Annotated in this window: 14 protein-coding genes, 1 tRNA gene and 2 pseudogenes; 6 read left to right on the top strand and 11 right to left on the bottom strand. The window is 63.0% G+C overall.

Features of this window, described 5'->3' with window-relative positions; genetic code table 11:
- Positions 1–67: 67 nt before the first annotated feature.
- From BMZ82_RS40230 to BMZ82_RS16620, 6 genes are all read right to left on the bottom strand, one after another.
- Positions 68–502: a hypothetical protein gene (locus BMZ82_RS40230; protein WP_143098868.1), complete on the bottom strand. Its 435-nt coding sequence runs from the start codon at positions 500–502 to the stop codon at positions 68–70.
- A complete protein-coding gene (locus BMZ82_RS16645; RefSeq protein ID WP_143098867.1) occupies positions 502–4,044 on the bottom strand; it encodes a helicase HerA domain-containing protein in 3,543 nt (1,180 codons plus the stop codon). Before BMZ82_RS16645 ends, BMZ82_RS40230 begins: the two co-directional genes overlap by 1 nt.
- Before the next feature lie 1,872 nt (positions 4,045–5,916).
- On the bottom strand, positions 5,917–7,386 hold the full coding sequence (locus tag BMZ82_RS16635) for an SAVED domain-containing protein (protein WP_093776421.1): 1,470 nt from the start codon (positions 7,384–7,386) through the stop codon (positions 5,917–5,919).
- A complete protein-coding gene (locus BMZ82_RS16630) occupies positions 7,386–8,306 on the bottom strand; it encodes an AAA family ATPase (protein WP_093776419.1) in 921 nt (306 codons plus the stop codon). Before BMZ82_RS16630 ends, BMZ82_RS16635 begins: the two co-directional genes overlap by 1 nt.
- A gap of 29 nt (positions 8,307–8,335) precedes the next feature.
- Positions 8,336–8,845, bottom strand: a complete 510-nt coding sequence (locus BMZ82_RS16625; protein WP_093776417.1) for an HORMA-1 domain-containing protein — start codon at positions 8,843–8,845, stop codon at positions 8,336–8,338.
- Between the two features lie 2 nt (positions 8,846–8,847).
- Positions 8,848–9,852, bottom strand: a complete 1,005-nt coding sequence (locus BMZ82_RS16620; RefSeq protein WP_256251944.1) for a CBASS oligonucleotide cyclase — start codon at positions 9,850–9,852, stop codon at positions 8,848–8,850.
- A gap of 733 nt (positions 9,853–10,585) precedes the next feature.
- Here BMZ82_RS16620 and BMZ82_RS16615 point away from each other — a divergent pair.
- From BMZ82_RS16615 to BMZ82_RS40715, 3 genes are all read left to right on the top strand, one after another.
- Complete coding sequence (locus tag BMZ82_RS16615; RefSeq protein ID WP_093776415.1) at positions 10,586–12,463, top strand: ATP-binding protein; 1,878 nt, start codon at positions 10,586–10,588, stop codon at positions 12,461–12,463.
- A gap of 238 nt (positions 12,464–12,701) precedes the next feature.
- The gene (locus tag BMZ82_RS16610) at positions 12,702–13,853 is read left to right on the top strand and encodes a restriction endonuclease (protein ID WP_093776611.1); all 1,152 of its coding nucleotides are present in this window, start codon (positions 12,702–12,704) and stop codon (positions 13,851–13,853) included.
- A 58-nt stretch (positions 13,854–13,911) separates the two neighbouring features.
- Positions 13,912–13,989 (top strand) — tRNA-Arg (locus BMZ82_RS40715).
- Between the two features lie 169 nt (positions 13,990–14,158).
- On the opposite strand, the gene BMZ82_RS40710 is transcribed toward BMZ82_RS40715, so the two are convergent.
- From BMZ82_RS40710 to BMZ82_RS16595, 3 genes and pseudogenes are all read right to left on the bottom strand, one after another.
- The gene (locus BMZ82_RS40710; protein ID WP_177244525.1) at positions 14,159–14,320 is read right to left on the bottom strand and encodes a hypothetical protein; all 162 of its coding nucleotides are present in this window, start codon (positions 14,318–14,320) and stop codon (positions 14,159–14,161) included.
- A pseudogene (locus tag BMZ82_RS16605) lies at positions 14,317–15,525 on the bottom strand (IS701 family transposase). Before BMZ82_RS16605 ends, BMZ82_RS40710 begins: the two are co-directional and overlap by 4 nt.
- Positions 15,526–15,587: 62 nt before the next feature.
- Positions 15,588–15,863: pseudogene (locus tag BMZ82_RS16595) on the bottom strand (site-specific integrase); the annotation flags it as partial.
- Positions 15,864–16,053: 190 nt separating this feature from the next.
- Here BMZ82_RS16595 and BMZ82_RS16590 point away from each other — a divergent pair.
- From BMZ82_RS16590 to BMZ82_RS16580, 3 genes are all read left to right on the top strand, one after another.
- Positions 16,054–16,317 (top strand): CopG family transcriptional regulator, encoded by a 264-nt coding sequence (locus BMZ82_RS16590; protein ID WP_093776409.1) that lies wholly within the window; start codon positions 16,054–16,056, stop codon positions 16,315–16,317.
- Positions 16,314–16,727 carry a PIN domain-containing protein gene (locus BMZ82_RS16585; protein WP_093776407.1) on the top strand — a complete coding sequence of 138 codons (414 nt, stop codon included), beginning with the start codon at positions 16,314–16,316 and terminating at the stop codon, positions 16,725–16,727. The genes BMZ82_RS16590 and BMZ82_RS16585 overlap by 4 nt, the downstream gene beginning before the upstream one ends.
- A gap of 612 nt (positions 16,728–17,339) precedes the next feature.
- A complete protein-coding gene (locus BMZ82_RS16580) occupies positions 17,340–19,037 on the top strand; it encodes an IS1634 family transposase (protein WP_093776405.1) in 1,698 nt (565 codons plus the stop codon).
- A 426-nt stretch (positions 19,038–19,463) separates the two neighbouring features.
- Here BMZ82_RS16580 and BMZ82_RS16575 read toward each other — a convergent pair whose 3' ends face one another.
- Positions 19,464–21,068 carry a PH domain-containing protein gene (locus BMZ82_RS16575; protein WP_093776403.1) on the bottom strand — a complete coding sequence of 535 codons (1,605 nt, stop codon included), beginning with the start codon at positions 21,066–21,068 and terminating at the stop codon, positions 19,464–19,466.
- A gap of 124 nt (positions 21,069–21,192) precedes the next feature.
- The gene (locus tag BMZ82_RS42700; protein WP_371271233.1) at positions 21,193–21,369 is read right to left on the bottom strand and encodes a beta-galactosidase; all 177 of its coding nucleotides are present in this window, start codon (positions 21,367–21,369) and stop codon (positions 21,193–21,195) included.
- Between the last annotated feature and the right edge of the window lie 64 nt (positions 21,370–21,433).

The following is a 21,433-nucleotide window of genomic DNA, read 5'->3' as shown; positions in this document are numbered from 1 at the left end:
ATCAAACACCGTGACACATGCCAGTAGGATATCACTCTAGCCCTTACGATTGCTCAACAATTACTATTCACAACACCACATCCTTCCGAACGAGTTCGACGATATTGTTTACGGTAGCGTCTAGAGCATTTCGCTTTGCTCGCCATTCTGGCCCACTGTTCGAACTGGCCCTGACAAACTCCCGAAGCCCCCGCCTCAGGGTCGCCACTTCTGAAACAGCGCTTTGGGTACCGACGACATCTATATGCGTCATCGCAGCGTTTACCTCAGTGAAGTCAAAATCATGGTGAAGGGCACCGGCATCTACCTGCGCCACCTCATGCGGGCGGGAGTATTCAGAGCGCACCCGGGAGACAGCAAGTTTCAACTGGATGACAGAACGTATGCGCTCCTCCCTCAACCATCTCTCGTGATCATCCTGAGTTTTCATCTTGGCGACCAGGATGACCACGATCAAGGAAAGCGTGGCACTAACGCCTGAAACAACCGGTGCAATCCACATTACCCTATCTCACCTTGGCGAGATTCCATATCATCGCCATCCTCCTTTTCAAATTTGCTAGAAGGTTCTTCTCTGTGGCGCTCTCCGGAGCCTTCGCCTCTTTCAATCTCCGGAGGTTGAACCTCCCCGGCCAAGCGCTTCAAAGTGTCGTCTGCCTGAGCCAATGCGACGACCTCAGCGACGGTACCCGGACGTTCTCGAGAATCACTCATGCGCACGGTGAAAGGGGCGAGCCGTTCCCCATTAACAGTAAAGGCCACCACCCCGCTATATTTTCCAATCCGGGACAAATCGGCGGCAGTGAGTTCTACTTCTGGGGCCAAACGTTCCGCGTCGTGACGGCCAACACCCTGAATAATCATGTTACCGACATTGCCAAGGACTGTTTGGATCAGAGCTTCGTTCCGCATACCCTCATGTAGAGAGAAGGAGGATAGTTGCCCCAGCGTCTGGTTAGCCACGGTAACACCGAGATTGAACTTCCGAGCTTCAGGGATCAGCGTAGCAAACGAAGTATCTACAAAATTTTGAAATTCATCAACGATTAGTAGTGCGGGGGCCTTCCTTTTTAGGAACACTCCCTTCATCGTGGCGTGCAACACCCGCTTCACGATGAAGGAGCCCAAAAACTTACTTGGCCCCGCACCAAGGGCCACTTGAGGGACCTTAACTAGCACAGCAGCCGGCCTTCGCAAAACGTCGGTCAGATTGATAGCCGGCTTCCCGCTGGTCGCCGAAGATAGGGCTCCAGGACGACGAAAGTCGCCAAACTTCGATACAAACCACTGCTCAAGCTCACTCCGCTCTGACTCCTTCACACTTTCGTGAATTCTCCACCGCTGCACGAGGTCTGTGCGTCCGAGGCTGTCAAGCCGAGCAACGATCCGATCGCGGTAGCTCTTGTCCTCGATGAGGGCCGGCACATCGCCAACTCTTGCCCACATATCATTCTTCTCGTCCGCCGCAGCGACCAGAGAGTGCAGGCACAAACGCATAATGTCCGAAAATCGCGGTCCCGCCCATCCGTAGTACTGAGCACCCACAATCATCTCAACTAGGTCGTCGATGTTCGCTAGAATCTCCGACTCATTTTGGGCGTCAAGGTAGATCGGGTTGAGGCTCGGCACCGTCTCGCTGGTGAAGTCGAGGGCAACGAGCGGATCACGAAGGGTGGCGTGGCGCACTGCATAGTCAAAGAGATCACCATGTGGATCTACAATGATAACCGGCCCAGCGCCAGCGAGATCGTGGCGTGCAATGTTCTTCAAGGTATTGGTCTTGCCAACACCAGTACGACCCACGATGTATGTATGGAGCAGCCGACTCGCGTCCGGGATACGCGCATCCCGCTTATCATCCACAAAAGGCCTCGCAGCGCTGGCGGTGCCGAGTTTGGCTCCATCTCCTGGTATGGCGAAGTCGTTCATGGAGAGGTGGAGCGGACGCCTCCTTCCCAAGCCACGCCCTTCAATACGGCCATGCGGCGGGTGCAGAACGCGGTGCGCGATCTCGACCGGATAGCTGACGCCACCTGTCACGGCGTCGGTGCCCTCTGCATCCGTGACGTTGTAGTCGCTTCCGAATAGGGCTGCACCCACCAAATTGGCAAGCGGAGTGTTTCGCTCTGGCGTGGTCAATGAAACCTGGATGCCAAGCCTGGCACGCCCAAACGGCTGCGCCACAAACCAACGTGCTCCTTGCCCACTCCCTGAATCAACTGGTCTGGCCTCTTTAACTTGACTTATTTCATTGTTCTCGTCCTCCTCGATCCACAAGCCGCTGACGTCCAAACTGCAGCCGCCGCCGATGGCTCGCAACACATCAACTAGAAATCCATTGTCCTCGCGGATTTTCGGCAACACTGACTTCTCTGGCGTGATCACCAGGCGGTGCCCTCGGGAAACGACGTACTCGGTCGTGTACGTCTCCCAGCCCCGCAAGAACACCGATCGGGTGATCCGTTGAAGGGACTCAAAGTACGCCTTGCTACTCTCGTCTGTTGGACCGAAAAGGTTCACCGAGTAGCGAGCTACCACGTTTCCGCTGGCCGGATCTTCCTCGGTTTCCAGCCTGTAGGTGATCCGCGATCCGGGCGGTGCAGATCGTGCGAAGGTGAGCAGTAGATCCTGCTGGTCGGAAAGTGTAGAAATCGCTTCATCCGAATCGAATCGACCAAGCCCGATGGAGAAGTGCCAGCGGATATCGGAATCCTCTCTCCCATTATCACCTTCTGATCCGAGCTGCAGGCCCCTCTCGCCACCATGTTCGACAAAATATTTTGGCAATGCCGTGAGTAGCAGACGGTCCGCCTCAGCATCGCTTGGACGCGCCGACTCCGATATTGACCTCCGAATCTGTTGCGCAACAGTCAACAAGGCCAAATTCTTGTGCTCGGCAACCGACTGCGTCTCCGGAGAGACCATGTGCCGTGCAAGCTGCCTCACTAGCTCAGGCTTCACCAAGTCGTCACCTATCGCCTGACGGTAAACTTCCAGGGCTTCAGCAACCAGGGTCAATCGCGGTATTCCCTTCAGGTATTCCAGCCATCGCTGCACCTCTTCATTCCCTTCCGTTGAGGAATTCGTGCCCTTCGCCAGTTCCTGGAACGCACGGACGATTTCGGTGGCAGCGTTGCCATCAGAGCGCAACACCATCGCACTGCGTAGCGTCACCCGATTCGGGTCCTTCAGCAGCGGCGTCGGTTTTTCCGGAGGGCCATGCCAATCAACAGCGATGATTCCCTCGGCTTCGGCAGGAATGGGCTGCGGAATGCCTTCCTGGACGAAGAGGTCCTTGCAACCCGAGGCCAACACAGTTGAACCGCCGAACCTGCTGTGATTCGCAAGAATGCGTGGGAAGTCCCGAGGCGCGTCGGGCTGAAAAGCCTCAAGATTGCGGGTAAGGGCAGGAATTGCCAGCACGTCTGGTATCGGGCGCTGGCCACCCAAACTCGCCCCAGCGACTAGGTAATCCTTGCAGATCGCAACACCCAGTTTGATAGTCTCGTTGCGTCGCTCAATTTCAATCACCCGAGGCCCAAATCCGGGATGCAGGACTTCATTCTCCGCCGCATGCTGCTTCGAAATCAAATGGCAACGGGTTTCATGGAAGATTGCCGCATTGTTGGCAAACGGGAGAACCTCATCGTTCGTGTACTTCGCAAGGGCCTCTGCTCCCGTATTCCGCGGGACACCCAGTCCAGCCACGATGGTGATGCGTGGCGCGAATCCTGCAAAAATGCGCAGAGTTGTAGGGTCAGCGATGAAAGCGTACTCAGGAAATACGCACAAGTCGACGGATGCTTCTTCAAGGAAGGAGAGGATCTGCTCTAGACGTCTGTTCTGAAAGTCGATCAAGTCAGACTGGATCTTCGTCCGAGTAGAGTTGAAGATGTCAACGTGCCGCCCAAGCTTATAGAGGGAGACCTCGGAGTCTATAGGGTCTTGGCCCCAGGCCAACGGCTCGGCAGGCGTCCACAACCGTTGGCTTTGGATTACTGCGCTTGGAACGAAGTCCATCTGGACAGCAGCTAACTTGAGCATGAGCCTCTCCCACCCTTGGCGCTGGAGCGTGCTCAGCACTCGCCGTAATAGAGTAAAGAGTTACCGGGCCGCGTCGGTTCGAATTTGGACTCGCGCCCCTAGAATTATGGAATCTAGACCTAATCATTACAGGGACTTGATGAGCTCATCCCGCGTATGCCGGTCTCGACGTGGACCATGAATACCGTTCTAAGATCTGGCGCGCTTCCGCCATCCTTAGGCAAGCAGATGATGCTCTTCTTTAAACGTTAGGTCCTGCTGCCCGGGGACGCATCTCAGGGAATAGTCACACTGTCAACCAACGGATCGTCGCGTAAGTTGCACGGTCGGACCGTCCACGTGGATGCTTGGGACGAGGCGACGGGCGTTGCCCTTGTGGTCGATCCCAAGCATGGCACCCGCCGCCCGGGGACAGACTACAAGCCGACCAAGTAGTGGCGGCTATCCCGGGAGGCGGATGGCGCGCGTACTGGAAGGACGAGGGACCGGAGAACGGGCCGCTGGCTGAGCAGGTGCTTGCATGGCTGGTCACGTCCAACAGACGCGCAACCCCGATCACCGTCGACGCTCACGGAGACGTAGACGACACCGAAAGCGCAGATCGCCTCATCCCACCTGGAAAGGAGTGAGGCAGCTCCCCCGCCCGTCATCTCAGTTTCCGTCTCATTCACCCTCGTTCACGGCCGTTCACAGGGGACCACCGGTCAGGCTCGGTGCACGAGCTTGACCGCCCATGAACCCAGAAGAACGCCTCCGACACCCCCGCTCCCCACCAACACAGTTGGACAGCGTGCATCCAGACGAGCTGTCCCCCCGTACTGCCCCGCGTGCGCCTCCATCAACTGGTTCCGCTGACCGTGCGCCCTGCTCTGTGCCGGCTACGTGCCACACGCTGGATGCTCAGACGCGAAGGAAACCAACGGGAGGGGCGCACACCGTGGGTGAATGGAAGCAGGGGAAGTGCGGTTGGCCGACGGCGACTGGCGGCCGATGTCAGAACAAGACGCTGAAGGGCACGTCACGCTGCTACCTCCATCAGGGGGACTGGGCGAAGCGTGGCCAAGCCGAACTTAAGAAGCGTGCGAGCAGGCGTCGCAAGAAGTGATCCGCGCACGGTCCGGGACCTCTGGTAGCTGTTTGACGGGGGGTGTCGAAGCTGCACGAGCTCCCGGACCGACATGGCTCGGGGGTCTCTTCTGAGCCACCCCCCTGGTCGCGCGCTCCCCTTACGGAGACAGCAGACCGACCCAACGCTCCACAGCGTACGTTCAGCCACTGACAACGCCCGTGCACCACAGGCGCACCAGATAGGCGGGGAACAGCGGGGAATGACGGGGAAAGCAGCCCATCCACACGAGGTGGCAGGTCCACGGTTCGCCCAGGTCAGCGCCTCAACTGACCCAAAGTGCCCGCAGCTTCCCAAGCTGATGGCTCAGCACCGTCATAGCGGCCCGGCCGTCGTGGCTCTCTCTGGTCGACGGCATGGGCAGCGTGGCCAAGGCCGGTGGGGGTGTAGCGAGGCATACGCGTGCGTGGTCGGTCGGCGCACCCGCCGTCGTGGCTGGCTGTCGCCAGCTGAGGTTCAGACGGGGCGCATCGAGGGTGCCGGCCGTCAAGCGAGTGTGGCGAAGCTGGGCCGTCCCTGGGCCGTCCGACGTCGCTCGACAGTGGCCAATGACGGCCAACAACGACCACCAGGCGCACGAGTCCACCGCCCCTGAGCAGCGAAAACGCAGGCCACCAAGATCCCCTGCAAGACCCAGGGCAAGAAGACAGGATGAGTTCGAGGAGACGCCGGCGTCTGGTGGCCTCGTGTGTCGAGGCACAGCAACAGTCAGCGAGCGACACCGGCCCGGAAGGCAAATTATGTCGTCATGCCTGGATAGTGAAGGCGGCTTCGTAGCCCTGCGCTGTGCGAACGTCCTCATACACAACGGTCGGTCGAAGCCGGTTCCAGCGGTGCCCGAGGAGGAGCGCGAGCCCCATTGGGCCCGCAATGAAGAGGTGAATACGCGGGGCTAGGCGGGTGGCGCGGCGAACGACATCGCGAATGCCGATAGCAAGAGCATTGGCAGTCACAGAGTCGGGAATGGAGCGATCTTTGGCCCCTCCAGGTGGAGAAAGGACGAGGATCTTGGAGACCGGCGTCTGCTGTTCGCGCAGGTACTCCAAGACGTCTTCGGTGGGGTCAGTAGCGACCGCGATCGCAACGGCGAGATCATCACCTTGGTCCACGGGCTGCTCATGGATGGTCGGGGGTTGTGGGGTGTCGTACGGCTCGCTGGTAGACCAGAGCTGACCCCGCTGGAGAACAGCCAGGTCGACACCCGTGACCATACGGAACGCAGCGCCGGTCAGGAAGGCGGGTGCCAAGCGGAAACTGCCGGTGATAGTGATCGCGGCGGTACCTAGCGGGAGGCGAGCAGGGGCAGCCTCGATGTCTGTCTGAAGCTGCGTCCACGTGGCAGGGGCCAAGGGGCGACGCTTGGTGAAGTCGTCTGGTCCATCGAAACGGTCCACCCAGTCGATTGCGTAATCGGCGTCGCCAGCAACCGGGTCCGGCTTGAGCGTGGCGATCGACAGGACTGCCCGTGCAGGGCCAGCCCTGAGGCCGAGAGTGTCAACGGCCGCCTTGACCATATCCAGGGTGAGGGTGCGATGTCCTGCACGGACCTGTTTGGCGACCCAGTCAGCCCCACTTCTCACTGCGTGTTCATCGTGCTGCAAGCCAGCTACGGCCATGAGCAGTTGCAAGCGTTCCTGGACGTGAGTCTGGTCGCGAGCCAGGTCGAAGCGGAGGACGGAAAGTAGCTCACGGAGTTCACCTTCGCTCAAGCCCGTTGCCGCCGCACAGCGAATACGGGCGGCGCCGAGCGCTGATCGAGGACCCTGAAGGCCGGCTTTAGGCATCAGGAGCTGGCTGCGGGAGTCCCGAACGGCCACGAGTGGATCGGCCGCGTCGGGTGCCCGGTTGGTGGACAGAACCAGGTCGACAGGCATGCCGTCTGCCGTCAGCGTCCGCCATGCCTTGGCAATCTTCTTCAGGACAGACGGGCCGCCGTCCTTACTGGGTTTGGTCAGGTACTCCTCGTTGACGGGCGTGGAACTGTCGACTGTGTACTTGACCTGGGTGTACGTGTGCGGTGGTGTGCGGCGCAGAAGGACTACGTCATCGAGGTTTCCAACGCCGTCCAGCTCCACCCCCACCGAGACCACGGGGTTATCGGACCGGGCCGCGTTTTCGCGCAAAAGTGCCAGGCAGCCTTCCCAGGCGACGAGCCATTGGTAGTGGTCACCGGCGATCCTGACGCTGGTGGGGCTCGGGGCCGGCAGAGGTTCCATCAGCGCTCCTCGGTGAAGATGGGACTGGGTTCCAGCTGTTCGGCGAGAGTGAGGAGGTCCTCGTCGCGCACAGGGCCGTCGGGGAAAGCATGCAAGACGGCGGTCGGGACCAGCCGCTGGGTGAGATCGGAGAAGGTGTAGCCGGGCCGGCCGGTGCTGGGGCCGGTGACAGCAACGAGTTTGTCCACGGTCTCAGGCCGGATGGCGAGGCCGTCCAGTGCCTGGGTAAGGACAGCGTGGCGCTGCTGAACGTCTGGGCGAGTGAAGGTGAAGGTGGCGGCTGCGCGGCGCATGACCGCTGGATCGAGAGCGCCGACGCGGTTGGTGCACAGCACGACGATGACTGGGATCTTGGCGCTGGCAAGGCTGTCGATTCCGGCAAGGAAAGCATCTACTCCGGCACGGTCCTCATGGTGCATCTGTTGCGCCTCGCGGGACTGGACGAGGGCGTCGGCTTCGTCCACTACAAGGATCAGAACCGAGTTCACCCCACGGGCCCCCTGCGCCCGGCGCCCCTCAGCGTGCAGGTGGGTGAAGGCGTCGCCGATCAGGGCGGTCATCTCGCCGACCAAGCCGCTGCCGCGGGTGGCGAGCTTGAGCCGGTAGAGGAAGACGGGTAGATCGAGCTGGTCGGCGAGGTCGCAGCCGAACGACTCGGCGAGTGCGGACTTGCCGGAGCCGACGTCACCAGAGAAGACGAACAGAGGGGCACGATCGGCGAACAGCGTGAGCGCGGCGACGTCACCACCGTGGTGCCTGTCGGACCACACACGCAACAGCCGTGGGTCTGCCAGCAAGGCAGCTTCCTTCCGCAAGCGCGCCTTCATGCTGTCGAGGCCCACCAGGCGGTTGTACCGGGCTCGGCGAACAGGTTCGGGGAGTTCGATCACGGGGTGGAACAGGTCGTCTTGGCTGGTCACTCGGTCTTCCTTCTGCTGTTCAATCGAGGTCAGAAAGCCACGTAGACGTCGCGGGTGACGCCCGCACCGTTGCGGGCATAGCCCTGGCCGGCCGTGGAGGTACCGGAAAGGGCACTCGGGGCAGCGGCTCCGCTCCGAGGAAACGGCAGGGCCTCCTTGACCTTGCTCTGCTCGGTGCTAGTGAGGGCGTGGAATTTCTGGCTGTACGTGAGGTAGCTGTAAAAGCTGTTGCCGCTGACCTCTGCCGCCCGGGGCAGGCTGCCCGGGCGGCCGTCCGTAAGCTGCCCGCCGAGGGTCGCCTTGTATCGAAGGCGCAGCTTCCACGCGTTGCTCCCGGAGTCCCGGAACCCGTAATCGACCGTGTCCAGGTAGCCGTCACGCAGCAGTAGGGCCACCTCCTCGACGTACTCTTCGATCTGGTCGAGGCTGGGCTTGCCGTAGTAGTTGTGGAGCAGGCGAAGGTCGGCGCCGACCTTCGCACCCACATACCGGGCATCTGTGATGGTGAAGGACGCCGATCTGGCGTACGTCCCAGTCATCGTCAGGCTCCTTGGAAGGACGGGCCGAACAGCTCACGCCACGCGTCGTTCGCCTCGCCCTTGCTCGGTGCACCAGCAGCCCATGCGACGGCTTCGAGTGCCGTGTTGGCGTAGTCGACCAGTCGCTGGCGGTGGTACTCGGTGTAGCTGGAGGCGACGTTGTTTTCGGGATTCACGGGGTCCCAAATCTGGATCGGATCCGAAGACGAGGCGACGGCGTCTGCCTGGTAGTAGTCCGTAAACACGATCGGGGTCTTGAGGCCGGTGACCGCCATGTAGGACAGGACCTGCTCGATGGCGCGCGGGTAGTCGTTCACCTTCAGCGGCTCGCCGTTCCACCCGTGCCTCCACAGGTGAGCGACCAACAGCTCGAGAAGGAAGCTCTTGCAGCGCAGGTCCGGGTCGTTCCGCTTGCCCTCACGAATCCATGCCTTGAGCAGCCGGATCAGCTCGGTGTAACCGGGCCCTGCAGCATCCGGGTGCTTGCGCTTCTCGATGAACCTCAGGTGCAAGGTGACCGAGGTCAAAACCTTCTCGCCCTGACGGGTAATCAGGTGACCTTTGTCGTCCGGTTCTCCGGTGTAGAGGACCGGCGCCACATCAATCTTCAGGCCGGAGCTCCTCAAGGTGATCCCCACCGCGTGCTGGGAGATGACGAAGTCCTCTGCGACCTTCGTCTTTCCGTATACCTCGATGCACCGGTCTCGCAGCCACTCCAGCAGACCCGCCTCGTCCACGTCGGTGTCCGCCACACGCACGTACGCCGCGACGTCCGCGTCGGAACCCTCGCCTCGGCGCCGCCGGATTGCCGTGTGCTTCGCCGTACTGCCCGACGCCCGGAGCTTGACGAGATCGTAGTCAGGGTGTTCGGCGATGTACCCCTCCAACCGCTCCCGGAGATGCTTCACCTGTCGACGGCGCTCCTTCGCCTCCACGCCAGGCACGTTCACTCTGTTTTCCGCGAAGACCGCCAAGACCTTGTGATCGACATGGCTTTCACCGGGCATACTGCCCACCCTCCATCCAAGCGGGCCAACCCCCGCGAAACATCTCTATCACCCGGCACTGACAAACCGGGATGCTGTGGAAGATGATCAAGGATTCGGGCAAGCGAGACGTCCAACTAGGGAGCTGCGGGGCAGGGGGAGGTTCGTGCCACTCGTGTGCCAGATCCTGCGGGTACTGACGGGGAAAAGCGGGGACTCGGCTGGGGATCCGGAGCGGCTGATGCGCAGTTGTGGCGCAGGTCAGTCGAGTGATCGACGCCAGGAGACCCCGGTCGGTCGGCGTAGCCGCCGGGTATCCGGGGTGTCAGCCGGCGCCGCCGGAGGGGCAGATGTGCGAGTCACCCCAACTCCCGTACCGACAACCGTCAGCCGACTTGGGTGACCTATCGCGCTGGGGCAACCTGATTCCCGGCGCCCGACTGATTCAGGTAGGTATGAAGGTCCCAACCTTCTTGTGGTCTTTCGAGAGAACCTGCCGTGCGCTTCATCGGCACACTGCGCACCAGTGGTTCACCTCGCCAGTTCCCCTGGACAGTCTGCCCCCAAATCGCCACAGCCTCCCCTTCTGCCACCATGACTCGCCCAGGCGAACCCCCAGAAGCTTCATGGCGACCTGTCAGCCAGTCGTCAGCTGCCATGGACTGACTTGTCGTCAACATCTGGTTGGGGCTCGACACGTCGCCTGGTTATGGGATCCTGAGCCAGCGCCACCAGCTCAAGACAGGGAGTTGAGATGCCTCGCGAGATCCACCCGTTGGAAACGCTCACGACGAATGACACCCAAGCGTGGGTAAAGCAGCGCGTCATCAATGTAATCAAAAGCTATCACAATGCTGCCGACGTCATCGCCGAGCCCATCCAGAACGCTGTAGACGAGGTACTTTCAGCGGAAAATTTGGATGGCAATGGCGAAGTAAGAATTTCACTGGACACAGACCAGAACACGATTTCCGTACGCGATAATGGTCGCGGTATCTCCAGTGAAAACATCGGCAGGTGGTTGGCTCCGGACGTGGGAAGCAAGCGTGCCGCCTTCCTCGCTGGTCTCGTAAGAGGTCACAAAGGAGTGGGACTTACTTTTTTGGCCTATGGGTTCAATTTTTTTGAGCTGGAGACTCGCACGGCGGACGAGCACTACATCGTCCGCTTGGAGAACGGTCGATCATGGGTAGAGGACCCTAATAACGAAACTCCCCCTGTCGGGCAACTCGCGGAGATCGAGAGCGGTGGAAGGCTCAATGAAACAGGAACCATCATCACTATCGGCCTCAGTCCTCAAACCGAACCGCGTAGCCTGAAGCACGCTTTTCCGACCGCCGAGTACGCCGCGACAGCAATCCGAAATCAGACTGCCGCTGGCTTGGTGGAGCCTCCCGCCATAATCAAGAAGAGAAACCTTGAAGTAACTCTCGAATATAAATCTGGCTCCAAAACCCAAACGATTAGCATTCCCAGCACGTATCGCTACCCGCACGAAGACCTGGCGAGCGGCATGAAGGTTTTGAACCTTGGCCAATGGCTGAAGTCCAACAACAATTCCGAGCCTCAAGCGAAGGAGAAAAAGGCCTACCATGCTTGCTACTGGGTTTTCACCCCTGAGGACTTGAAACAACTCATTGGATCCAAGGTCGGCGAGCAACTGACTGAGCCGGAGGAGATTTCAGAGTTCCTCGACGAACATCAGGTTCATGTCTACGCGCTCTTCTCGTACAGTGCCTCGTACAGGGATCAACTCGGCGAAAACTGGAAAATTCCCAGGAATCGCAAGCTCCTTCACTTCCCCAGCCTTCGGGTGGCTACTGACGGAATGATTTCGTCTTGGTCACGGGAAATCACCCTCACACACCGCGGTTTCAACGTAGATCGAACTTGGCTTCTCTACAGCCTGCGCGGCGTTGAGCCAGATCTCGGAAGAAAAGACTTCCCTCCAAACGTACACGACTTTCTCCGAATCACTGAGGAAATCATCGCTAACAGGGTTGCCGAGCAGTCCCGACCGTTCCTGCGCGTAAGCCCGCCTCGTACAGCACCGACTCAGCCCGGTTACATCGCTCCCGCCGTAAAGGCTCACCTTCGACGGCAAGACCCGATGTCTCCAAAGGCACTTCCCGGCTTCGATGACATTACTCTCCAAACGCAACCTAAATCAGAACAAGACGTTATTGCCCTCTTCAGTGAGCTCGTGGGAATCGGCGCGCTTCGGCATATCCAGCCCGTCTTCTATAGTGGCTTCGATTTCTATGACTCTTATTTTCAATACGTTCCCTCACTCACACACGAGAATGTGCGAGAAAGACTGCCTGGCGTGGACGATACCGACGTCCGCGACGACGAGGGAGTAGCTGAATTCAAGGTCTCTGCGGACATGGTCCTCGCCGATGTCGTCGCAGGAGTGAAAAAATGGACCGACATGAAGTTCATGGTCTGCTGGGACATCGGCAAAGATCGCAAGTCCGCTGGCAACGAGATCACATTTTCTGAGTGTGAAGGTGCTGTCGACCGGAGGTACCACGGAGTCACCCACCTGGCACGCCTCCAGAGCGGCGGAGACCACACAATCTTCGTAATCGCATTGAGCAGTTTCCTGCGGATCATGTCAGCGGAGGAATGATTCGCATAGCCATTTACGAAGCCGATACGCTGAGGCCTGCTTATGGCATGATCTTCAGCAGAAACTGCCATGGGGAGGCCAGCGTATGGGCGGTAGCATGCTGCGAGTGGGGCAAGTTTTGCGCTACGCAAGCGGCAAGGAGCCAATACCACCCACGTTGGACGGCTACTCGAACTTCCACCACGTAACACACTCGCCGGGCCTCAAGCGAGCTCTGTTGGAAGCTGGCATCAACGGCATGGCCAAGGTCAGCACCCCTGATGGCATCCGGCGTCCGACGATCCTCATCCGGTCGAGCCCCTGGAAGGCGGGCACGGAGCAGACGCCGTGGCACGACGTGTTCGACATGGACAACGGGCACGTTCGCTACTTTGGCGACCACAAGGCCAGTACGACCGCCGAGCCCGGAAAGACCATTGGCAACGCCGCCCTGCTCGATGCCTTCGTCAAGCACCAAGGGCACACGCCAGAAGAAAGAGTCAGCGCCGTTCCGTTGCTCCTATTCCGCGCGGTCTCGCGCAGTGGCAAAGTCAAGGGGCACGTCGAGTTCTGTGGGCTAGGCGTCATCGAGCGGGCCGAGCGACTGGTGCAGTGGAGTGGCAGCGAGCACACCACGTTCACGAACTACGTCTACGACATCGCCCTCATCGACCTCACCGACGAGGACGACAAGGTCTCGTGGGAGTGGATCGACTCCCGGAGGAACAAGTCCGTGAGCGACGTGGCTACACTCGAATTCGCTCCGCGGGCCTGGCGCGAGTGGGTTAAGTACGGCAACTCGGCGCTGCCCAGGCTCCGCCGACGTGTTGCTCGTGCCAAGGTGACGAAGGTTCCCGAGCAGCGGCCCAAGCCGGGGACCACCGAGGCGAAGGACTTGGAGTTGATCTACAAGTACTTCGACGGGCGCAAGCACGACTTTGAGGCAGTCGCCTCCGCGGTCGCAGCGCGTGTACTGCGTGGCGCTGGTAACAGCTACGTAGAAGGGTGGCTGACCCGACGGTCCGGCGACGGAGGAGCGGACTTCGTCGGTCGGCTCGATATCGGCAGCGGACTGGCCGGCACCAGTCTCGTCGTCCTTGGACAGGCGAAGTGCGTCAAGCTCGACAGTCTTGTCACTGCCGAGCAGATCGCTCGCGTCGTCGCTCGGCTTCGCCGCGGCTGGATCGGTGTCTACGTCACGACCGGCGCCTACTCGGTGCCCGCACAAACAGAGATGATCGAGGATCAGTACCCAATCGTTCTGATCAATGGGCTGGATCTTGCTCGGGAGCTCAGGAGCATGGCTCGGGACGATTACGGCGGGAACCTCGAAGCCTGCATCGAGCACATACTGACCGTGCGGGAGACCGCGGTCACGAACCGGCGCCCAGAGGAGATTCTTCTGGAGTAGCCACCGGTGGCGCACGGCCTATCGGTGGCCTGCGGTGCCCTTAGCGGGCCACCGATAGGCCCCTGACCAGTGGAGATACGCAGGATGCACGGGGCCTCCGGAGCCGTGTGCGCAGGTTCGAATCCTGCCGGGGGCACTCGCCGAACCACATCGGGAAATCCGTATGTGACCTGCGCGGATGCCAACACGAGAGAGCGGGAGTCAGTCTCACTGACTCCCGCTCTTTCTCGCTGTCTCTCAGTCTTCGCGACACACCTCCGACACACTGCCGAGGCTCGCCCCTCCTAGTACTACAGCCGGTGGTTTCACGGTGAGTGTGCGCGTGCGGCTCGGGTGCGGTAGTGGCTGGTTCGAGCTCGGGTCTGGTGGCGGGTGTGCCAGCGGTGCCAGTGCATGGCGAGCCAGGTCCGGGCGGTGCGTGCGGGGGCGAGGACGATCCGGTCGTACAGGCGGCGGATCTCGTTCACGGTCGGGGGTCGGCAGTCATCGGTGGGGCGGGTATGAGCCGGCTCCGGACGGTCACCAGGAAGGCCATGGCGAGCATGCACACGGTGGTGTGCCGGTACCACGAGCACCACTTGCGTACCTCGTGCTCGTCCAGCCCCACCTGCCCCTTCGCGACCTGGAACGACTCCTCCGCCATCCAGCGCCGCCCGGCCGCGGTGACCATCCCGGCCGGGGTCGTGTCCGGGTGGGTGTGGCACAGGAAGTAGGCGGTCTCCCGGACGAGTTCGCCGGTCTTCCTGTCCTTCTTGTTGGGCACGGTCGAGCGGCGGATCAGCAGGTGACGCTCCAGCCCCGTGGAAACGGAGGCGAGTTGGACGGCGGCCCAGTCGTACTCGCGCGGACCCTTGGCGTCGTCGGCGCAGGACCGGCGCTCGAAGGCATCCTCCGGCACCAGCGCCCACAGCTCGCGTGCCTGCCGGGTGCGGCCGTCGGGCAGCGCCAGCACCTCCTCCTTCGGGACGGCGAGGACGTAGCGGACCTGGTGTTCCTCCAGCCAGGCGCGCAGCGCCCGGCACTGCCCGTATGCCTCGTCGGCCAGAAAGTAGGTGAACGGCACCGGGGCGGCCAGCGCCCGTTCCAGCATCCGCCGGGCCAGCTCCGGCTTGGTGGCCACCGCGTTCGCGCGTTCGGGCGGGATGCCCTGCTCGGCGCACCGGCGTTCGTGCTCCGCGGTGGCGCCGGCCCAGTTCCTGCCGAGGTAGAGCTCGGCGTCGATCAGAGTGCGACCCCGGCGAGATCCATAGGACAGGTGCACGCTGACCTGGGCGTTCTCGATTCTGCCCGCAGTCCCGGTGTACTGCCGCTACACCCCGGCGGTCTTGGTGCCCTTCTTGATGTCGCCGGTCTCGTCCGCAATCAGCACCGCGTCGTCGGCGGCCAGGGCGGCGACCGCGACGGCGCCCACCCGGTCACGCAGGGCACCCGCGTCCCACGCGGCCTTGGCCAGGAAGCCCTGCAACCGGTCGGGATTGGGATGGCCGGCCGCCTCGGCGAGCTGCCACAGGTTCTTGCGCGGCACCTCGCTCAGCAGCCCGCGCACCATCGCCCGCAGATTCTCCCGGGAGGCCGGACGCGCGAACACATCGTCCACCGAGGCGCACAGCGCCTCCAACTCCCCCTCAAGCTCCCCCACTTGCCCCTCGGTCAGCTCGTCCGTCTGCACCATGCCCAGTGGCAGTCTCAATCCCACGAACGGAGCAACGAGCACGTGAACCACCGGCTGTAGTACTAGTCGCCGTCCTCTTCCAGAATTTTTGCGATCTTGGCATTCGCGACTTCTTCATGCCCGTCAATACAGCCGTGGTACCGGCGGTGGATTACCTCCGGCGAGTTACCGACCCGCCGGGCCACCTCAGCGATGGGCACCCCAGCGTTCAACCATCGCGTGATGCACGCGTGCCGCAGGTCGTACGGGCGTCCGGCCAACGGCGAGGCGATGCGCTCGGGATGAAGCGCATACTGCCGCGCTTCCTCCCACACCCGCCAGTAGGTGGAAGAGCCGACTCAAAACGTCCACCACCTCTCTGACACGTGAACGTCTCGGATGCCCATAGCAAGCCTGGCAGCGACAACGCCCCCGGAGTCTCGGCGTACGCCCAAACCCCAGATTCAAGCGTGCGTCGGGCCAGACCCGCGGCGACTGTCTCTGCCAGCCTCATCCGGGCAGAGGATGATGCACAGTAGGATAGGTGGCATGAGTGAGCCTACCGGCAAGTACTCGATCACCATGCCGCGCGATATCGCCGAAGCCGCCAAGGCCCGCAGCGGCCCCTCCGGACTGTCCGCTTACGTCGCCGCAGCCGTCGCCCGCCAGATCGAGCGGGACAACCTCAACGAACTCATCATGGTGGCGGAGGCCGAACACGGCCCCATCACCGACGAAGAGATTCAGGCTCTGCGCGACCAACTCCACCAAGCCCGAGAGCGGCAGACCCAAGGCGGGGCGAACGCCGCGTGACCCCCTCCCCCGCCACCCCCGGCGGCACCCTGGTTCTCGACAGCGAAGGGCTGGCCAAGGCCGTACTGCGCGACCGTACTGTCACCAGCTGGCTCGCCCTCGCCCGCGCCGACGACCTGCGGGTGATCACCTCCGCAGCCACCCTCGTGGAAGTGATCCACCCACGGATCAATCGTCCAGCGCTGGAATGGACCCTGTCCTGCCTCGTCATCGAACCGGTCACCGAGCCCATCGCCCGTCACGCCGCCGCCCTCCTCGCCGACGTCGGCCTGCACGGCCACAAGTACGCCATCGACGCCATGCTCAGCGCCACGGCGCTGGCCGCCCCCGGACCCGTCACTGTTCTCACCTGTGACCCCGAGGACCTCGCTGCGCTCTGCCACGGGCGCGTCACCGTCATCAAGATCTGAGGGCACACCACCCGCCTGATCAATGACGATGCCCACGCCTGCATACAGCCGGGCCGGCCTTGAGTCAGCGACCCCCGGAAGCCGGAAACTCGGTATGGGCACACGCCCCGGCCATCAGGACGAGAAGCCGTAGGACCTGCCCGCTCCCCCCGAAACGCCTCCCCATACCGTGGTACTGACGAGCATCAGACTGAAGTTCGCCACAAGACGACTAAACAGGGCATTTCACTTTCGCGGGACATGCGCGGGACGGCGCGCTCGACGGCCAGTCAGATAAGCCACTGACCTGCCAAGACCTGTGGGGACTGTCCGTCCTCCGGAGCCGTGTGCGCAGGTTCGAATCCTGCCGGGGGCACCTTGAATTAGGTGCCCAAAGACCCCGCCACCAGCGCTTTCGCTGAGGACGGGGTCTTGGCATATGTGCAGCCATATGCCGCTCGGAGCAGCCGATGTCGGACCTGAGTTCCGCAGTTCGTAGGCATGTACGGGTCGGGTGAGCGGTGTCTGCGCAGGTCATGGCATTGCGGGGTACGCACGACCCGTGAAAGGTGTGGGCACACGCCTAATCCGTGGGGTACTGATCTTCCTGCTGTGATCGTTGATGCTGTGGGCATGTATCTGCGGACCACCCAGCGGAAGAACAAGAACGGCACGACGGTCCGCTATGTCCAACTCGCGCACAACCGGCGGGTCAACGGCACCACGCAGGCCGAGGTGGTGCACAACTTCGGCCGCGAGGACCACCTCGACACCGACGGCCTGCGTCGCCTGGTCGCCTCGATCAACCGCTACCTCGGCGAGGACGGCGCTGACGCAGCGGCCCCGGCGGCAGGCGGCGGCCTGGAGGTCACCGGCTCGCGCCCGCTGGGAGCGGTCTGGCTTCTGCAGGGCCTGTGGCGGCAGCTGGAGATCGACGCCGCGTTGAAGAAGATCCTCGGCGCGCGCCGGTTCCGCACCGACGTCGAGCGCGTGCTGTTCGCGCTGGCCGCCAACCGCGCCATCGCACCGGCCTCCAAGCTGTCGGCGGCCGAGTGGGCCGGCCGCGACGCCGTGATACCCGGCCTGGAGGCAATGGACGAGGACCAGGCATACCGGGCCATGGACCTGCTGGTGGAGGCCGACGCCCAGGCGGAAGTGCAGGAAGCGGTGTTCTTCGCGGTCGCCAACCTGCTCAACCTCGAAGTCGACCTGCTGTTCTTCGACACCACGAACACCTACTTCGAACGCGACGAGCCCGACGCGGGCGCGGCGCCGTTCCGCACGTACGGCAAGAGCAAGGACCACCGCGACGACCTGCCGCAGATCACCATCGGGCTGGCCGTCACCAAAGAGGGCGTCCCGGTACGGTGCTGGGTATGGCCCGGTGGCACCAGCGACCAGGCGATCCTGCCGCAGGTCAAGGACGACATGCGCGACTGGAAGCTTGGCCGCGTGATCACCGTGGTCGACCGCGGCTTCTCCTCCGCGGACAATCTCGCCTACCTCACCCGCGCCGGCGGACACTACATCGCCGGGATGCACATGCACGACGGAGGCGACCTGGCCGAGTCCGCGCTCGCCCGGCAGGGCCGCTACCAGCAGATCCGCGACAACCTGCGCGTCAAGGAGGTCAAGCTCGACCAGGCCCCGGGCCGGCGCTTCGTCATCTGCCACAACCCCGCCCAGGAAGAACGCGACCGCCACCACCGCGAAGAGGCCGTCAAACGGATCGAAGCCGAACTCGAGCGGATCCGGTCCCAGCGTGAACGCGACGCCAAGCGCGCGACCACAGCCAAGGCTCGGGAGCGGGCGGAGGCCGCCCACGTGCGCGCCGAGTGCGCGCTGATCGAACACCCCACCTTGAAACGGTGGTTGAGGACGTCGAAGAACGGGCGGCTGGCCATCGACCGCGCCAAGGTCAAGGCAGAGGAACGGCTGGACGGCAAGTACTTGCTGACCAGCTCCGACCCGCACCTGACCGCGGAGGAGATCGCGGTCGGCTACAAGGCGCTCCTGGAAGCCGAGCGCGGATTCCGTGATCTGAAAACGGTGCTGGAGCTGCGGCCGGTCTTCCACCGTCTCGAACACCGCATCCGTGCCCACGTGCTGCTGTGCTGGCTCGCGCTGCTGCTGATCCGCGTCGCCGAACGCCGCACCGGACAGACCTGGAACAGGATCAGCACCCAGCTCGGCCGTGTTCACGAGGTCACCCTCACCGGCGACGCCGGACAGATCACCCAAACCACCCCGCTGAGCAGCGAGCAGGCTGCCCTCTACCGCGACTGCGGCATCAAACCGCCGCCACGGATCACCGCCGCAGACCCCGCCTGACCAGCCGCAACGCGTCCACGTGGGCACACGCCTCCATGGCCGCTCTCTCCACGTTTCCGCAGCTCAACCCCTATTTTCAACGCATCCGAGTGCCCACCAACTGCGGAATTCAGGTCGGAGCCCGCGGCCTATTCGCGGCCAGGCCGCAGGGCAGAAAACCTTCAACGGGCGCAGGAGCCGGAGGCGACTTCCGACTTCGCACTATCTGCGATACACAAGGGCACTACACACCCCACGGGATCAAGAAAAGCGCTGCTCAGAGCCTATTTGCGAGACAATCTCTGATTGCGCTCCGGAGCCGTTGCACTGCAGCAGCGAAGTACGGCAGCCACCGCAAGGCCAAGCGAGCTCCAGTTGCTTGGCGTCAGCCCCCGAGCGGCCGATATGACGGACCGCTGAGCGTGACAGTGTCGGAGCGGGGGTCGCTCATGTGCATCCGACGTCGTTTTTCGGCCGCAGGCCCGGCTCGCGGACCATCGCGGTGATCTCGGCGGCGGCACGCTCAGCAGGGCCTGGGCGGCGCAGCCGTCGCTCCAGCGGCGGGAAGCCGACACTGCCGACGGGGGTGTCGTCGACATTGGTGCGGCAACGGACGATCAGCTCACCTTCGGGGGTGTAGACAGCGCCGGTGACATCCGCCCACGGGAGGTGGGCAGTACGCCACAGGCCGCGAACGTGCAGTCCATTGGAGTCGGCGGTGACCCGCCAGATCATCATCCGGAGGCAGACGCTCACCCAGTACAAACCACCTACCGACCAGAAGGGCAGTTGCCACCACGTAGGGGAACCCGTGAAGAGCGTCCCCAGCAGCATGATGGTCACGACGATCAACGCCGCTCCGACGGAGCGCGCCACCGGACCTGCCTGCCACCGGACCGGTCCGGTAGCAGGGGTCATCACGGCGAGGGCGTTTTGGACGCGGGCCTCAGCGGCCCGGCGGTGTGCGGCCCTGCGTGCTGTGCCGGGACGGTATACCCCGGGCTTGCCCGTGCCGTCGGGAGAACCGTGCCGTATCGGGGACGCGGTCCCCTCGACGAGCCACTGCCCGGACTCCGTTGCGCTCGCCAGAATCAACTCACCGCCCTCGCGAGGTGCACCGTAGAGCAGGGCTTGACGCAGTGCCGTGCGGGTGCGGGTGCGGGTGTGGGGCTCGTAGCTCAGCACCGGGCGCAGAGTGGCGGTGTCGTCGGCGGCGAATATCTCCGTACGCCCCTGATCGTGACGGGTCAGGACGCGCAGTACCGGGACCGGGGCGCGGTGCAGCGCCACCGCCCGGCGGCGGGAGAGCAGGCCCGAGCCAAGCACGGTGACACCGAGCCCGGCGAGGACGAGTGCCAGCGCCTGACGGCCGGTGCGGTCGCCGTAGGGCTCAGTGGCGAGCCGCATCCAATCGCCGTGCATCAGCACCGGCACGCTACTACCGACCCGATAGCTGCCCTGCGCGTCGAACCTGTGTCGTGTGTTGTCGGAGAGGCGGACAGTGACGGTGTAGTCGTCAGTGTTGTAGGCCACGACTCGGGCGTTCTCCGACGTGGCCGTACGAGCCAGGGGGTCGTCTGCCCGGTCGTCCACGACGACGGTCGTAATCAGGGCACCGGCCACCGCGCACAGGATCGCCCCCACAATGCCGCGGACCAGGCCCCGGCGCCAAAGGTGGACGTCGTCCGTCGCCGGGGCAGGCACCGTGATGCCGCCGGCCGCGTCGAGCACGAGCGAGCGTTGGCGGCCGCGCGCCCGCAGCCGCGCCACGACGGCCGCCCAGCCCCAGCACAGCCCCGCCACAACGACGGCGTCCGCGATCTTCTCGGCCGGCCCACCCAGCCAAATATCGGGATTGCTCATCCAGATCAGCAGCAACGGAGCAGACACGAGCGCGAGTTCCGGTAGCACAAACAACCACACCAGGTGCGGCAGGAAGAGCATCGATCCGGCCGCATCGAGCCAGTCCGCCCCACAGGGCGCTGCCACCGTGCACATCGAGTCGGGCGAGAACATCACCGCCGCCATGACCACCGCCACCAGCAGCACCACAGCCGGCCCCACCGGCCGTGCCCACGCGGGCACCCGGACGTCCGCCCACCGCCTGGCATCGGCGGACACCCAGGGGCGAGCGGGAACATCCGCATACGGCACTGAACTCGTCGTCACCCGCGCATTATTCGTCACGGTTGTATGCCCCCTGCGCCTGGGGCCACCCCGAGCAGTACGCCCGGTGGCGAGCGCCGGCGCGGAAGGCTCGCTCGACGTGCTTGAGGTAGGCGGGGTCGTCGCCGTACGGGCCGTATTCGTTCTCCACCTGTACGGCGATGACGGGGCCGCCGGATGCCGCCATGTACGGCAGGAGTGAGGGGAGGAGGAGTCCAGGTCGCTGGTGCCGAGGCGGATGTCGGGGGTGG

Source organism: Streptomyces sp. yr375 (genome assembly GCF_900110755.1).
GTDB lineage: Bacteria > Actinomycetota > Actinomycetes > Streptomycetales > Streptomycetaceae > Streptomyces.
This window is presented reverse-complemented; position numbering and strand designations above follow the sequence as displayed.